The sequence below is a fragment of the Streptomyces sp. DS1-CR2 genome (assembly GCF_055760475.1).
In genome coordinates this window covers 210,998-226,975 of record NZ_CM147085.1, presented here as the reverse complement: position 1 = coordinate 226,975, position 15,978 = coordinate 210,998, and the positions used below count along the sequence as shown (strand labels likewise).

Sequence of the window (15,978 nt, the reverse complement as noted above, 5' to 3'; positions counted from 1 at the left end):
AGGTGACCGCGCCCGCAGTGTCGAAGGCCGATGTCTCTGGTGGGCAGGTGCCGGAGTGCGCCGCGGCGGACGTCGTCGACGTGCGGGAGACGGGCCCTAAAACCGCAGCCTCCGAAGGCGGTCCCGGTCGGGGCGAGCGGCCGATGGGAGTCAAGGGCGAGCGTCGGCCCGACATGTTGGACCCCGCCGTCTTCAAGCAGCAGACGTCGACACCCACGGGGATCCGGTCGTGGTCGGACATCCGCTTCCTGGACCAGCTTCTGCACGAGTACCAGGCGGTTCCGGAGCCGAACATCGCGCAGCGCGTGGATGTCCTCCAGGAACTGACGGTGAAGGCCCAGCAGTATCTGAGGAGCGCGCCGGATCCGCAGAGGGTCGCCGGTGTGGAACTGCTGGCGGTCCAGGTCGAGTTCGAGCTGAAAGCTCTGTCGGGTGCGGTTCGCGGGGTGCAGCCGTCCAGGGCGGAGACGGCCGTGCCGGGGCCGGGTCGCGCAGGGGATGCCGGGCGCCTGACGCCGGGGGAGACCGCGCGTCTTTGGGCGCAGGACACGAAGCGGGTCGACGACGTGTTCGGTGGTCCGCAGCATCCGTCGTACGAGATGCGGGTGGAGGCGTGGGGCAGACTCACGCAGGCGCGTTATGACGTGGACCGGCTCAAGAACCGGACACGGGTCGGCGGATCGAGCGGGCCGAGCGCGCACGAGGTGAAACTTCAGCAGGATCTGACCACGGCGAACGCGAACCTCGTCGCGGCGAAGCAGGACCTGGCGAGGCTCGGCCTTGATCACGGCCGTGTGGACCGGGATCTGTCGGCCTTCTACAGCCAGAGCCTGAAGGAGCGCCCGCGCGCGGTCGCCGGCGCGCACCAGCCGGCCCCGCACCCCACGGGCGAGCCGAAGGCACTGGACGATCTGTTGTCCGCGCACACCAAGGCGGAGGGCGCGGTGCCGTCCGCGAAGATGCGCGTGGAGGATGCCACCGTCGCGCGTGACAACGCGAACACCAAGTTCCAGGCTGCCAAGGGAAAGTTCGACGCCGCCGAGACCGCGCACAGTCAGCTCTCCGCGCCGGACAAGGCAGAGATAAGGCGATACCAGAAGGCCAGGACAGACTTCGCCGCGGAGGAGAAGAACCTGCGGGCCGTGCAGGGCAAGCTCGACGCGAGGCTGGCAGAGCTGGACGCGGCCACCGGGAAAGTGACGCAGGCCTGGCGTGCGCTGGACAGCGCCGTGGACGACCTGGTGACCGTCGGCGCCCACTCCCAACAGGAGCTGAGTCGCCTGATCGACACCTTCGCCGGCGCAAGTGACCTCAAGCACGCCCTTCGTCTGCAGGAGCACGCCCGCAGTCTCAGTTCCAGGGCACGTGACGGGCTCCACGGTCCCGACCCCCGCCCGGATCAGGTCATCTGGACCGGCCACGATGTCGAGGACCAGGCACAGCAGATACGTATCCAGGCCGAGAAGCTGGAAGAGGAACTGGCGGGCAACAGCAAGGCGACCCCGACAGCGGTCCACAGCCACGCGGACCAATTGCGTTCGTCCGTAGGCAAGCTGGACGGGATGCTCGGGGGGTTCATCGCGGACGCGGCGCCGCTGGGCGGTGTCTACGCCCTTCGCAACGCACACGGACCCCTGGTCCTCGCGGCCGGCCACCTCGTCAAGCTGGCGGACGACGCCATCAAGAAGGCTGGGCCGGACGCGGTGGTGCGGCTCGAGAAGCCGTTCAACACCGACAGAGCGACCAAGGGCCTGCAGAGCGGGGCCACGCGCTGGCTCAGGGAGTTCCGCACCGGCAAGGCGTACGCCGACATCCCGACCGGAGAGCAGTGGAAGGCGGTGCTCCCCGGGAGCGAGGGACAGTGGAATGCGGTCTTCGGTGACATCGACAAGCTGACGTCCAAGCAGCAGACGGCATCCGCGAACAACCTCGCGCAGGCCGACCTGAAGAACCTGCGCGAGGAGGCCGAACAGAAGAAGGCGTTCGTCCACACTCTCTCGGAGAAGAACCTCGAAAATCTGCGGAAGGAGGTCGACACCCTTCTCAAGAAGATGCCGCCCGAGCAGCAGGAGGCCTTCCGCGCCCTCAAGGACCGACTGCTGGACCTGCCCTACCGCATCAAACACGCGACACCGGCCTACCACGCCATCGCCAACAGCGGCGTCATGTCGTCCCAGGGCGACCTGGCCCGTAGGAACGTGAAACACCTGGCCTCCGGCAAGAGTTCGGCCAACAACACGTCCAACCTCGGCAACGACGACTTCGTCTTCTTCCGCATGGAAGCCGGGGACGGGGCCATGGACAGCCGCTACGGCCCGACCACCATCGTCTTCGACGCCAAGGTGCTCGAGGAACACGGCGGCTGGGTGTCCCTCCACGACCAGCTGCATCCGCTGGACCGCAAGACGATGCAGGAACTGTCCCTGGACGAGAAGACCATTCAGGAACTGGGATCCGGTACGAAGGTCTTCCGTGCCGCGAAGTACGACGAGGACTTCAACGGCATCGGCAACCGGGCCCAGTGGACCCAGACCTATCCCGAGAACAGCGGCGTCACCCGCACCGTCACCTTCGAGCAGGAGGTCTTCCACGGGAAGCACGTGGTGGAGGCCCTCGCTCGGTCATCTCCCAACTCTTCCGTCCCGAGGCCAAGTTCGGGTCCGGTCTGCCCATCACGCCGATGGGAGCGGTGGTCCACCCCGGGATGCCGCAGCCTCTGCACGTCGTCAACGAACACGGTGACGGGCGCTACCTCTCCGACGGCACCCTCGATCCCGTCGCCCGCGCCGCCGGCAAGCAGCACGACTTGGCGTCGGACGCGTTGCGCCAGGCCGACAACAGCAAGACGTCCGGGCACGATGGCAATGCCAAGGACCACCTGAAGGCCGCGAAGGCACACGCCCAGCAGTCGGTCGACCTGACGAAGCAGTTCCGTGAGAACGCCACGGGCGAACGCCATGATCTGGCAGTCAAGCTGTTCCAGCAGCGGAAGGACTTCCTGGAGCAGATCGAAACGAAGCTGAAGGACTGGCAGAGCCAGGCCCCGGCCGCCGCTCCCAAGGCCGCCGCTCCCAAGGCCGCCGGTCCCAAGGGATCCGGTCCCAAGGCCGCCGGTCCCAAGGGATCCGGTCCCAAGGGATCCGGTCCCAAGGCTTCCGGATCCAAGGCCCCCGCTGCCCAGAGCTCCGGGGCCGTGCTGCCCGACGCCGAGAGCAGGCGTCTGCAGACCGTGCTTTCCCCGCTGTTGGGGGACAAGGCCACGAACGACCTGGTGTCCGTGGCCCGGGGCCTGGCCGAGCACGGCGACCTCACCACGGCGACTGGGCCCGGGAACACCTTCGGCCTCAGCAAGCGCGCCTACGACAAGGTTTCCAAGGACCTGGAGAAGGCAGGCCTCGTCCGGAGGGTGAACGGGGGACTGCTGCTGACCGAGGACGGCGGTCAACTCCTCCTGCCGCCGGAGGTCCGGCCGGAACTCCCCTCACCGGCGCAGCAGGCGAGTGTCCACGAGGCCACGTCGAGACCGAGTCATACCGACGTGTCCGTGACCCGGGACGCGGACACGCCGCGCCCGGACGGCGGTGCGGGTCACCAGGTTCACGACTCCACCGTCCCCGACGTGCACGCGACAGCACTCAAGACTTCCGAGAGCCAGGGAGCCGAGCCCAAGACGGCCTACCCGCAGACCTCCAAGACTGCCGAGCCTCAGGTCTCCACGACGGATCTTTCCGGTTCCAGGACCGGCGAGGAGCACGTCTCGTACGGGACTGAACCGGAACTCCACACGCGGCCTCAGCATCAGCGGCAGTCCGGGGACGCTCTCGGTGCGACTCCCGGGCGTGAGACCGAGCCGGCCAGCACGCCGCAGGGAGCGGCGGTCGCCCACGGCGTCCCGGACGCCGTCCACATCGAAGGACCGTCGGCAGCCGCAGGTGCGGGCCCGCACGACATGCTGGACCCGGCCGTGTTCGTCGAGGTACTCGAACCCGGAGCGGTCAGAGCGGCCGCCCTGCCGTCGGGGACTCCTGGCCGGGATGTCACACTTATTTCAGCGCACATCGACGCGACCGAAACCGTCGATATGTTTGCGGTGCACACCTTGCCTGCGGAGTCGACACCTAACCGGGGTATGGTTGAGAACGGAATACGTATCATGGTGGAGGAGGGGGCCGTGCTGGTCAGGACATCCGAGCCGGCCGGACCCGCGGATATGACGCCGTCCGAGGCGTTCGAGGCCGTTCGGCAGCAGTTCCCGGACCCCCTCGTCCGCACCGGGCGCTGGATGATGTGGGGCAACGACGGAGACACACCCCACACCTCCGCGTACGCGATCGAGAACAGTGCGCTCGGATTGCGGGGGCTGTTCGTACCGCCTGGCGCGGACGGGAGTCTCGGGACGTGGCACTGGCATCTGCCGGGTGAGACCCGGCCGGTGGCTGTCACACCCCTGACCTTGCCGACGTCGTTGACGCCGACCGGCACGGCCGCGACGTCCCCGCGGCCTGCCGAGGCGGCCGGCCATCTCGCGTCGGTGGTGGAGGCCGCGCCCTGGAGCGCCGGTCTGCACTGGCGCACCGACGACGAGGAGCTGTACGTGTTCGGTCCCGCGGGACCGGAGCGCACCGCCGCGGCTTTCGCCGACGGCCTGCGTCCCGCGGGCGAGGCGCTGGTCCATGTGGCGGCACACGTGAGCGACGAGGGCGTCTCCGACAGCGCCTGGCTCACCGCCACCCGGAAGATCGGCTGGCTGCGCGAGCAGGCCGCCGCCGGGGACGCGGCCGGACTGCTGGGCCACTACGGCTGGCGGTACGACATCGCCGCGCCCGGCGGAGTCGACGTCGCCGGGACACTCGACCTCGCCGACCCGCACCCCGAGCGCGCGGAGGTGCTCTACCCGGGCGGCGTGGACAGCCGGTACATCCGCGGTGCGCAGCGCCTCGAAGGCGGCCGTCCGGTCGGCCCCTACCTGACCAACCCCGGGTTCGCTGAGCCCGACACCCGCAGCACACTCACAGAGGGAACCGACAGGTGAGCCCCGCCATCCATCACGTACGGCCGAACGCCCGCCGCGGCGCGTTCCGCACCATCGCCGACGCGGTGCGGGCGGCGGACGCCGAGGACGAGATCCGGATCGCGGCCGGTGACTACCCCGAGCGGCTGCTGCTCGACCGCGCGGTGACGCTCGTCGCCGAGGACGGCCCCGGCACGGTGCGCCTGGTGCCGGTCACCCCGGGACTCCCGGCGCTGGAGCTGGCCGACTCCGCGACATTGAACGGGATGACCGTGCTGGGCGCGGACCCGTCCCGGCCCCTGGTGCTGGTCACGGCGGGCACCGCGGAGCTCCAGGACTGCGACATCGAGGGGGGCCGGGTGGAGGCCGTTCGAGCGGCCTCGCTGCGCGTCACCCGCAGCGTGGTCCGGGACGCCTCCCTGGCCGGGGTGCACGCCGACACCACCGGCACGGTGTGGCTGACCGACGCGCTCGTCACGAACATCGAGGGCACTGGCATCGTCGTGTCCGGCGGCGCGACGGCCTACCTCACGGACTCGACCATGCGTAAGGTCAGCGGCTCCGGCGTCCGGGTCCGCGGCGAGGCCACGGTGGAGATCCGCCGCTGCGCCGTCGAGGGCCCGGGCCGCAACGCGCTCCTCGTTGAGGAGCATGCTGCCGTCCTGCTGGACGAGTGCCGGCTCAAGGACGCGGCCGCCGAGGCCGTACGGGTGCTGGGCTCCTCCCCTCGCGCGCAGGACGACGGGACCGGCGGTGTGCGCATCACCGGTGCCGAGGTCACCGGCGCCGGAGCCACCGGGATCCTCGCAGCCGGCACCGGGGACGTCCTGGTGTCGACGTGCTCCGTGCGGGACAGCGCCGCGGCTGGGGTCTCGGCCGACGGCAGCGCATGGCTGGAACTCGTCGACTGCCGCATCAGCGACTCGCGCGCCTCCGGAGTGGTGGTGCGTGGCTCCGCGCGGGCCGTCGTCACCGACACCACCGTGCGGGGCGCGGAGGGCAACGGCATCCTGGTCGGCGAGCGGGCCGAGGTGCGGATAACCGGCGGCAGCGTGCGGGAATCGGCCTACAGCGCCGTGCATGTCGCGGGGGAGGCGAAGGCTGAACTCACCGCCCTGCGGGTGGAGGAGACCCCGGAGCACGGCATCGGCGTCACCGAGCGAGCCCGACTGACGCTGGAGGACTGCCAGTTGACCCGCTGCGGGCTGTCCGGCCTGCATCTGGACGGCTACGCGGCGGCCACGGTCGACGGCATGACGGTACGGCGCAGCCGCAACGGCGTCACCGCCCATTCCCAGGGCGAGGTGCGGCTCCAGGACGCCCGGATCGTCGACGTCGAGCGCGCCGGGCTCACCTGCGGGCCCGACACCACCGGGGAGTTCACCGACTGCCGGGTTAGCGGCGCGGGCACGGCAGGCGTCGTCGTCGCCGAGAAGGCGGCACCGACGCTTCGTGACTGCGCGGTGTCCGGCACGACGGGCTCCGGCTTGGTCGTGGCCCGCGACGGCGACCCGACGGTCCTGCGGACCACCGTGAAGGAGACCGGGAAGAACGGCCTGTTCGTCGGAGAGGGCGGCAAGGGCCGCTACGAGGACTGCGTCCTGTCGGCCACCGGGTACCCCGCCGTCCACGTCGGCGCCGAGGCGCGGCCGGTGTTGCGCAACCTGCTGGTGACGGATACCGGCGAGGACTTCAGCGTGGACGAGGGCGCCCGGCCCGAGACCGATGGCTGCGTCTCACGCGGTGTCGAGAAGGCGGTATGGCCCGCCACCGGCACACCCGCCAGGACTCTCGCCGGCGCCGAACCCGTGCAGACTTCGACGGCGGGCCCGCAGGGGGCGGCGGACGGCACGTCCGCCCCAGCCACCGGGTCCGGCGGCGACGGTGCCGAGGAGATACCCGAAGAGAGCCTGGAGGACCTGCTCGCCGAACTGGGCCTGCTCGTTGGCCTGGAGCGGGTCAAGCACGACGTGTCGTCGCTGGTGAAGCTCATGCAGATGGTCAGACGCCGCGAGGAGGCGGGCCTCGCGGCACCTCCGCTCAGCCGCCACCTGGTCTTCGCAGGCAACCCCGGCACCGGCAAGACGACGGTGGCCCGGCTTTACGGCCGCATCCTCGCGGCGGTCGGCCTGCTCGACCGAGGACACCTCGTCGAGGCGGACCGGTCCTCGCTGGTCGGCGAGTACGTCGGCCACACCGGACCGAAGACACAGCGGGTCTTCGAGGAGGCGATGGGCGGCGTGCTGTTCATCGACGAGGCGTACTCGCTGACCCCGGCCGCCGGTTCCAACGACTTCGGCCACGAGGCGATCGCCACCCTGGTGAAGCTGATGGAGGACCACCGGGACTCGGTGGTGGTCATCGTCGCGGGCTATCCCGACGAGATGGAGCACTTCATCGACTCCAACCCGGGCCTGGCCTCCCGCTTCAGCCGCACCCTGCTCTTCGAGGACTACGACACCCCGGAACTCGTGAGCATCGTCGAGCACCACGCCGAGAACCACCAGTACCGGCTGACGGACTCCGCCCGCGAGGCGCTCACCGCGTACTTCGAGGCGACCCCCCGCGGCGAGCGGTTCGGCAACGGCCGTACCGCCCGTCAGACCTTCCAGTCCATGACCGAAGGCCAGGCGTACCGGGTGGCGGAGATGGCGGCTCCCGACGAGACCGACCTGATCACTCTGCGCCCTCAGGACCTGCCCGAATGGCCGTGACGTGCCGGCCCCGCCCCCTGACCACCCTCGAGTCCTTCTACCCGGAGACACTCCTATGACGACACCCTCCGCGTCCGGCGGGCCCCAGCCCGAGGGAACGCCCCCGCCCGGGACCGACGAGGAACTGCTGCCGACAGCTTCGTCACCCACCGTCGGCGAAGCGTCGCTCGTCAGGCTGGCCGCCGGGCCGTCCACGCCGGACGGCAGGTCGTTCTCAGCGGGCTTCGCCCGGCGCCACTACTTCTCCGGCGCGCGCCTGCTCCGGCCCGGCCGCCGGGTGGCGATCGCGGTGGCTAGCGTGATCGGCCTCGCCGTCGTCGGTGCCGGTGTGGTCGCGGGTGTCTCGCGGCTCGGCGGCGGCGACACCGCTCAGGCCGCGGCCACCGTCGAAGCCACCGACCAGGCCTCCACCCCTGCCACGCACGGCCCGTCCGCGAGCCCGGGCAAGGCCTCGCACCGCCCTTCCGGTTCCACGAAGCCCCACTCCGGCGAGAAGAAGGGCGGATCCCCGCCAGCCGGTGTCGCCGGACTGCCCGAGCAGCCCGCCGCGGCGCCGGACACCGGCGGCGGGAGCAGCGGCAGTGGCGGCAAGTCCACCGGGCAGGGGACCGGGAGCGGTAAGGGCGACAGCGGGCAGAGCTCCACCCAGAAGCCGAAGTCGGGCAGCCCGTCCGTGACCTTCACCGGCGGGCTCGTCCTCAATTTCGCCGCCAACCGCTGCCTGGCCAGCCAGGGTGGTTCGAAGGCGGCGGGCACCCCGACGGTGCTGGCCGACTGTGACAGCGGCGACCCGTCGCAGGGCTGGACATTCCCGTCCGACGGCACCGCCCGCACCTTCGGCGGCACGATGTGCCTGGCTGTCTCCGGCCACTCCGACGGCACGACGGTGCGTCTCGCGGCCTGCTCCTCGTCGCGCGCCGATCACCAGAGCTTCGTTCTGAAGAAGTCCTACGACCTGGTCGACAGCGTCGACCCGGACCTGTGCCTGGACGCCAAGGACAAGAGCACCGCCGCCGGCACCCTCGTACAGCTGTGGAGCTGTGCCGGTACTCCCAACCAGAAGTGGCGCTTGGCCTGACCCATCGGGCGCCCCGGCCCGCCCGCCGGACCGCGAACCGCGGCCCCGGTGGGCGGAGTTGTGCGGTGCTCAGGAAATCCCCAGCGGAACGGCGGCTCCCGGGTCGCTCACGGCCGCCGTCACGAGCCCGTGCCGCGCGGTGAGTTCGCACAGCCGCTCGCGACCGTGCGCGTCGAGGTTGCTGTGCACGTGGATCACGACGCGTCCGCGCTCCTCGGGTTCCAGCTGTCCGAACAGGGTGTCCAGACCGGACCACAGTGACGCGTCGAGCGCCCGGTTCGGAGTCCCCAGGTCGACAGCGATGGCTTCGGCAGAGGCGGGACGGGCGGCGGCGACGAGCGGCGGTTTGCTGTCGCACGGCCCGACCCACAGGCCCGACGGGGTCACGACTGCTCTCCCGTGCCGCCCGAGGGACAGCGCGTCGGGCCCGGCGCCCTTCTCCAGCACGGCAGCGGGAACTCGCCACTCCGCCACGCGCGCGGCCCGCATCGCTTCGTCAGCGGCAGGTGTACAAATGACGGTCTGGACCGGTTCGTCAGCAGCCGGTGAACAGACAACGGTTTGCGCGAAGGGCCGCCATGCCGGCCGGCCGTCGGCGTCGAGCCAGCACAGTTCCACGGCGGCGTCACCGGCCGCGGTATGGTCCGCAACGGCGTCGTCGGTGCTCCCGGACACCACGGGTGCCCCCACGGCCACGTGGACATCGGCCCCCAGCAGATCCGCCACCGCCTGTCCCGTCCGCTGCAAGGGCCGTCCCGCCAGCGAAACCAGCCGTGCCGACGCGCGGACGCTCCCGGGCAGGGCGGCCATCAGCACCGCCAACGCGGCGGCGGGCACGCTCGACGACGTGATGATCAGCTGCGCCCTGTCGGCATCCGGCGGGACCGCGTGCGGCCGGGCCCGGGCGGCGGCGGGCGCCGGGCCCGTGGGCCGGACCACAAGCCCGGCCGGGACGGGCTCGACGACGTGCCCGGCCACCGTCTGCCGGCCCACACGCCTCAGCGCGGGCTCCCAGGAGGGAACCGGCACGTGGCTGCCCACGCGCCGGGCGTCCGCGCCGGAGGAGAAGTGCCACCAGCCGCCGGACGTGCTCGTGGGGTCCGGGGAGAAGAGGCTGCCGTCGGCCGTGACGAGCGCGTCCCCGGCCGCGGCCAGGACGTCGAGACCCCACCGCTCGCAGATCAGCCGTGCCGCCGAGGCGCGGCCCGCGCTCTCGTCGGCTCCGCCGGTCATGGCCAGCAGCAACAGGCGTATGTGGGCGTCCCTGGCGGCTTCCAGCGCCGGCGCGAGCAGCTGGCACAGCCCCTCCGCGCCGTCCCCGGGCAGCAGGGGACCGACGAGGACGACGGCCTCGCCTGGGTGAAAGCCGACCGGCGAGCCCGGTGAGCCACGCCGGCGGCCTGCCTTCCGTGTGGACCAGATGGATGTGCTCGTCGACGTGGGAGACCTCCAGCGACATGCGGCTGTCTCGGCGGACGGGGCCGTTCTCGCTCATGGTGTGTCCTTAACATGTGGGTGGCCCGGGAGGACCAGGTGTGCCCGATGGCGCGCAGACTGCCCATGGACAACACACCTACGATAGTGCCGTGGTCGACGCGGGCCTGGAACGGGGGACATTCTCTGTCCGACGATCAGGGCACATGTGATGACGCCGGAGAGTATCACTCACACGTGTGTATCCAGTCGGCCCGGAGTCTACTCGCCGGAAAGGAGTGGACGTATCTGGCCACAGCTGTCGATTGCCCACATGTATCTACGGTGAAACGGTAGCCGGTCGATCCGTACCCCGCATGATCGGCATGTGGGTTACGGCGATCATGCGAACTGTGATCACTGAGGTTCCTTGTTGATGGCCGTCTCGGCGGCCGTGCTCGCCTCAGCGGTGGTGACGGCCTCTCCGGCCGCGCAGCTGCTGGATATCGGTGCACGAGGTCGAGCCATGAGCTGGACACCCCGCAATACAGCGGCCCATGGCCGGACAACCGGAAGACGAAGACGACGCTGTGCGCAAAGCGATCGCGGGGCTGGGTGTATGCCTACGCCCGGGTGACCTGGGACGGGCCCAACTCGCAGCTCGGCGGCTACATCAGCAACGCGTACTTCAAGGTGCAGGTCAAGGGTACGGACGGCGCGGTGCGGTGGTCCGCGTCGTACTACGGCATCGCCAGCCGGTGGGACTCATCCGACCGGAACGGCAACTACAACGGGAGCTACACGACGGGCACAGTGAAGTGGAGGGGGGTGAGCCGGCGCGGTGGCAACCGGCTCGCTATGTACGTGTCCCATGAGACCATCTACCGCAGCCTGTTCATCCAGGCCCGCGGAGTGCTGAAGAAGGAACTCATCGCTCACCTGCGCGGGCGGCGCACGATGCGCCGGTCGCGGAATGCCACCACGGCCGGCCAGGCCCGCGGGCAGATCCGTGACGCGGTCTCGATCCGCGAGCGCCCCGCCGAGGTCACCGACCGCGCCGTTCCAGGCCACTGGGAGGGCGACCGTGCGACACGAAGTTGCACGAATTTGAGTGGACTGACCGATTGGAGAGGCGGCTGATGATGCCGTAGGTGCAGTCACGGGTGAGGCTCCCCCTGTGACCTGGACAGTCTGATACTGGGACGGTACGTCCCGGAGGAAGTAGTCACAGGTAGTGAGCAAGAAGAGCAATACGAGCAAGCGGTACACGGCCGAGTTCAAGCGGGACGCGGTCGCGCTGGCGCTGTCGTCGGACAAGACCGTCGCCGAGGTCGCCCGGGACCTGGGCGTGAGCCCGGAGGGCCTGCGGAACTGGGTGAAGCAGGCAAAGACCGACCGGGGTGAGGGGCCGGCCGGGGCGCTGACCACGGCCGAGCGCGAGGAACTGGCACGCCTGCGACGGAAGGTCCGCGAGCAGGAGGCGACGATCGAGGTGCTGGGAAAAGCGACCGCCTTCTTCGCGCAGCAGAAGACGAAGTAGCCGCGCGCTACGCGTTCATCGACGCGGAGAAGGCGTCCGAGACCAATCCGGGCGGCCGTCCGGTGGCGTTCCTGTGCCGGGTGCTGCGGGTGTCCCGCTCGGCGTACTACGCCTGGCAGGCGGCGAGGCCCGCCCGGCGGGTGCGCCAGCGCGCGGAAGACGAACTCGTCGGCCAGATAAGGGTGTTGCACGCCGGGTCGCGGGGCGCCTATGGCGCCCCGCGGATCCATGCCGCCCTGCGCCGGGCCGGGCGGGTGGTCGACGAGAAGAGGGTCGAGAGGCTGATGCGCGAGCATCGCATCGTCGGGATCACCCGGCGCCGGCGGGGCGGGCTGGGCCGGCAGGCGAAGCGGGGGTCTTCGCCGCCGACCTGATCCGGCGGGACTTCACCGCGCCGCGGCCGGGCATGCGGCTGGTCGGCGACATGACCGAGCTGGTGAGCGCCGAGGGCAAGGTCTACCTGGCGACCTGCATCGATCTGGCGACGCGCGAGGTGATCGGCTGGGCCATCGCGGACCACCACCGGGCCGAGCTGCCGGTGGCGGCGCTGCGGATGGCCGCGGGCCGGGGCGCCCTGGAACCGGGCTGCATCACGCACATCGACCGCGGCTCGGAATACACGAGTGACGAATTCCGCAAGGAGATACGGAAGTTGGGCATGAGGCAATCCATGGGCCGTGTCGGCTCTTGTTACGATAATGTCGCCGCGGAAAGCTGGTTCGCCGTCCTGAAATCCGAGATCGGCACCAGCGCGTGGGCGACCCGGGCCGAGGCCCGTGCCGACGTTTTCCGCTTCATCGAGGGACCCTGTTGCCCAATTCGCTCACGAGGCGAGTTCGAGGGCAGCGAGCCGGTCCAGCGGAGTGTCAGATGGGGCAGTTCGTTCTCCAGGCGTCGGTAGTCCGCCAGGATGTGTTCTCGGATGTCTTGTGCTCCGCCGGGCCAGTGGCCTCCCGCGCCGCGGACCCAGGCGACTGAGTCTCCGGTGACCCCGTTGGCCGGTGCGGGTTGTTGCTCGAGCAGGGTGACCGACGCCCCGACGGGCCAGGTGGTAGGCCACTGACGAGCCGACGATTCCCGCGCCGACGACAACGACGGCTGACATCGGGTCCCTTTCGATGGGCCAACGACCGTGCAGGCTGCGGCTGCAGCCGTAGCAACACAGTCGGGTCACGGCGACTCTGACGCAACGGGATTTGTTGCGACTCGTCTTGCTCACAGGGATCGATGGCCTGGGGTGAGCGCGAAGGGCAGCGGAGCCGGAAAGCCCGCCCGGCGGAGCGGAGCGCAGTCAGATGCTTGATGAAGTAGAGAAAGTTCCACCGCGCCACCGGTTCGCAGACCGCCGTCAGGTATCTAGCAGGCCTCGCCGTCGATCGAGGACTGCCGGTGCGGCTCGCGTCTCGAACCTGTTGGCGCGGACGGTTTCGGACCGCCGACATCTGCCTTGCGAGGGCGGACGTGATCGGTAGCAAGGACACGCCGCGGCCGGACGATTGTCCTCGCGCGGCAGACCGAGCAGCCCTCTCGAACGCGCGCCTAGTACTCCAGCCGTACTTCTCCATTACTGCTGGTCAACGGCCTGGGTCTGGGGAGTGTAGCGGGGTGGGTTTGGGTGCGGGGCGGTCCTGGCGGACCGTCCCGCGAACGTGTGACCGCGCCGCATGTAGTGACAGCAGACCGAGCAGTCCGTAGACGTGATCAATGATGTGCCCACGAGTGTCTGGGGCCGTGAACTTGAGAATCTGTTCCTGCGGGTCGGAGCCTGTTTCGTCCGGGTAGAGCCACGACGCCGGATGCGGGATTACGTGCGTGGGCTGCTGGGCCCGGTGGGGCGCAAGAACGGTTGGCAGCTCGCCGAGTACGCCGGCCATGCCACCCCGGACGGACTTCAGCACTTGCTGGCCCGCAGCCGTTGGGACGCCGACCATCTCCGCGATGACCTGCAGTCCTATGCAGCAGAGCAACTCGGAGCATCAGACGGTGTATTGATCATCGATGACACCGGCTTCGTCAAGAAGGGCACCACCTCGGCCGGGGTGCAACGACAATATTCGGGAACGGCGGGCCGGACCGAAAACTGCCAGATCGGTGTCTTCGCCGCCTATGCCACCACACGCGGCCACGGCCTGGTCGACCGAGAGCTCTACCTGCCCAAGTCCTGGACGAACGACCCAGATCGCTGCCGAGCGGCCCGGATCCCCGACGAGCGTGACTTCACCACCAAAAACGATCTCGCCCGGGCCATGGTCTGGCGGGCCCTGGAGTCTCCGCTCGTCTTCTCCTGGGTCACCGCGGATTCCGCCTACGGGCAGGATTCCCGCTTCCGCCGCTTCCTGGAAGACGCCGGCCTGTCCTACGTCGTCGCGGTGCCCAAGTCACAGCAGGTTCACGGCCCGCGCATCGACTACCTCATCGGCCAGGCGCCACCCGAGGCATGGCAACGCCTGTCCTGCGGCGACGGCGCCAAGGGGCCGCGCCTCTACGACTGGGCCGCCGCCCGGCTGCCCGCCGTCTGGGAGTTCGACGGCGACGAACCCACCCGGCAACGCTGGATGCTCGCCCGCCGCAGCATCACCAGGCCCGACGAGATCGCCTACTACCTGGCCAGTGCGCCGCTGGATGCCACCGTTGCCGACCTGGCCCGCATCGCGGGCTGCCGCTGGAAGATCGAGGAGTGCTTCCAGAGCGCGAAGAACGAGTGCGGCCTGGACCAGTACGAGGTCCGCCGATACGTCGGTTGGTACCGGCACATCACACTCGTCATGCTCGCGCACATTTTCCTCGCCGCGATGGCCGTCCAGGAGCGCGAAAAAGGGGTGACGCGGCCGACACACCCGACCTCGTGGATCTCACCCCGGCAGAAATCCGCCGTCTGCTGGCAGTTGAACCCCACCGCCGCGCTCCACGGCGCGAGCACGCAGTGAGCTGGTCGCACTGGAGACGCCGCCACCAAGCACGCGCCCGGCACTGTCACTACATGCGGCGCGGTCACACGTTCGCGGGACGGTCCGCCAGGACCGCCCCGCACCCAAACCCACCCCGCTACGCTCCCCAGACCCAGGCCGTTGACCAGCAGTAATGGAGAAGTACGGCTGGAGTACTAGCAGTGTGGTGTCGACTCATTCGACATGTCGATTCATTCGGCATAGCATCTTCGGTGTGACCGAACCAAACGAAGCAGCACGCATCGCTGGGCTGTCCGACCTCATCGCCTGGGCCGAGCGCCGGGAACGGCTCAGCGAAGACCGCGCCGACGCCGTGGCCACCGCGTGGCGCACCGGCACCCGCAACGTTGCGGAGCTGGCACGCTTCGCCCGTGTCTCCCGCGACACCATCTACGCCGATCTGGCCGCCCGAGCCATCGACCTCGCCTCTCGCGAGCAAGAGATCCGAGGACCCCAGAAGCTCAGCGGGGTGCCCCTCCGAGGCGACTCGGTGCGCACCGTCGCCAGGATCGCCGACGCTGTCGCCCGGCCCGCCTTCGTCCATGACCACGAGGACCCACTGGTGCGCGTGACACTCGCCGCCACGCACGCCCTGAGGACCGTGGCCGACGTGCTGGAACCACCGACGGACCAGGGGCCCGGCTGGACACCCCAAGAGACGCTGCCGAGCCTGGCGGGCGAGGGGGACGAAATTGCGTACTTCAGCCGCCGGGCCTTGGCCGCCCTCGCCGAACCAGCCGAACTCGCAGCGAACTCCGACAGCCGCCGACAAGCCCTCCTCCACAGCGGCCGCCACGCGGTGGCCGACGGAGCGAGCCTCACTCTCACTCTGCCGACGGGCGGTGCCATCACCCTTCAGGTGGGACGGGACGAGAACGGCTGGACCAGCCTGACGAGTGACAGCCCCCTCGTAGCCGGGGGCGTTGACAGCCTCGACCATCTGGAGGCGCAAGCGGCCCTGGAGGTATTTGCCCGCATCGCCACCCGCCACCTCACGGAGGCCGCCCTTGCTGAGCGCCGTAAGGACGCGCCGCCCGGAAACCGCCCGCCGCGTACCCGCTACATCCCGAACAACGAGGACTGACACACCCGGCTTCATCTCGCGGTAGTCCTGGGTGCCAGCGCGGCCGGCCCTGGCACCGACGCCGCAGTGGGGCTGTCAGCCCCCGCTGACAATCCGTTGGCCGACCGCGGTCGACGTCGGCTCGCCAGCCTGTCCGGTAGGGCGTCGATGAGGACATCGAAGTTCTCGATTGCGTGGCGGGTGATCTCCG

At 69.9% G+C, this 15,978-nt stretch carries 11 protein-coding genes and 1 pseudogene; 10 read left to right on the top strand and 2 right to left on the bottom strand.

From position 1 onward, the window contains the following. Nucleotides 1-2 precede the first annotated feature (2 nt). From ACY0PA_RS01165 to ACY0PA_RS01150, 4 genes are all read left to right on the top strand, one after another. A complete protein-coding gene (locus ACY0PA_RS01165; RefSeq protein WP_473082902.1) occupies nt 3-2,882 on the top strand; it encodes a hypothetical protein in 2,880 nt (959 codons plus the stop codon). A gap of 1,067 nt (nt 2,883-3,949) precedes the next feature. Continuing rightward, the gene (locus ACY0PA_RS01160; RefSeq protein ID WP_473086202.1) at nt 3,950-5,032 is read left to right on the top strand and encodes a scabin-related ADP-ribosyltransferase; all 1,083 of its coding nucleotides are present in this window, start codon (nt 3,950-3,952) and stop codon (nt 5,030-5,032) included. Further along, nucleotides 5,029-7,725, top strand: a complete 2,697-nt coding sequence (locus ACY0PA_RS01155) for a right-handed parallel beta-helix repeat-containing protein (protein ID WP_473082901.1) — start codon at nt 5,029-5,031, stop codon at nt 7,723-7,725. The genes ACY0PA_RS01160 and ACY0PA_RS01155 overlap by 4 nt, the downstream gene beginning before the upstream one ends. A 55-nt stretch (nt 7,726-7,780) precedes the next feature. Beyond that, nucleotides 7,781-8,803 (top strand): RICIN domain-containing protein, encoded by a 1,023-nt coding sequence (locus ACY0PA_RS01150; RefSeq protein WP_473082900.1) that lies wholly within the window; start codon nt 7,781-7,783, stop codon nt 8,801-8,803. A 69-nt stretch (nt 8,804-8,872) separates the two neighbouring features. Here the strand turns inward: ACY0PA_RS01150 and ACY0PA_RS01145 are convergent, their stop codons facing one another. Further along, nucleotides 8,873-10,036, bottom strand: coding sequence for a hypothetical protein (locus tag ACY0PA_RS01145; protein ID WP_473082899.1), 1,164 nt, complete (start codon nt 10,034-10,036; stop codon nt 8,873-8,875). Nucleotides 10,037-11,074: 1,038 nt separating this feature from the next. Here ACY0PA_RS01145 and ACY0PA_RS01140 point away from each other — a divergent pair. The 4 genes and pseudogenes from ACY0PA_RS01140 to ACY0PA_RS01125 form a co-directional block, all read left to right on the top strand. After that, nucleotides 11,075-11,299 (top strand): annotated as a pseudogene (locus tag ACY0PA_RS01140) (IS30 family transposase); the annotation flags it as partial. A gap of 151 nt (nt 11,300-11,450) precedes the next feature. Further along, a complete protein-coding gene (locus ACY0PA_RS01135) occupies nt 11,451-11,756 on the top strand; it encodes a transposase (protein ID WP_473082898.1) in 306 nt (101 codons plus the stop codon). An 89-nt stretch (nt 11,757-11,845) separates the two neighbouring features. Further along, nucleotides 11,846-12,130 carry an IS3 family transposase gene (locus ACY0PA_RS01130; RefSeq protein WP_473082897.1) on the top strand — a complete coding sequence of 95 codons (285 nt, stop codon included), beginning with the start codon at nt 11,846-11,848 and terminating at the stop codon, nt 12,128-12,130. 32 nt (nt 12,131-12,162) lie between these two features. After that, on the top strand, nt 12,163-12,657 hold the full coding sequence (locus ACY0PA_RS01125; RefSeq protein WP_473082896.1) for a transposase: 495 nt from the start codon (nt 12,163-12,165) through the stop codon (nt 12,655-12,657). Here ACY0PA_RS01125 and ACY0PA_RS01120 read toward each other — a convergent pair. Then, nucleotides 12,580-12,861 carry a hypothetical protein gene (locus tag ACY0PA_RS01120; protein WP_473082895.1) on the bottom strand — a complete coding sequence of 94 codons (282 nt, stop codon included), beginning with the start codon at nt 12,859-12,861 and terminating at the stop codon, nt 12,580-12,582. The genes ACY0PA_RS01125 and ACY0PA_RS01120 overlap by 78 nt on opposite strands. A 604-nt stretch (nt 12,862-13,465) precedes the next feature. On the opposite strand from ACY0PA_RS01120, the gene ACY0PA_RS01115 reads away from it, so the two are divergent. Both ACY0PA_RS01115 and ACY0PA_RS01110 read left to right on the top strand, forming a co-directional pair. After that, nucleotides 13,466-14,683: an IS701 family transposase gene (locus ACY0PA_RS01115; protein ID WP_473086201.1), complete on the top strand. Its 1,218-nt coding sequence runs from the start codon at nt 13,466-13,468 to the stop codon at nt 14,681-14,683. 235 nt (nt 14,684-14,918) lie between these two features. Further along, nucleotides 14,919-15,788, top strand: coding sequence for a hypothetical protein (locus ACY0PA_RS01110; protein WP_473082894.1), 870 nt, complete (start codon nt 14,919-14,921; stop codon nt 15,786-15,788). The last annotated feature ends 190 nt before the right edge of the window (nt 15,789-15,978 follow it).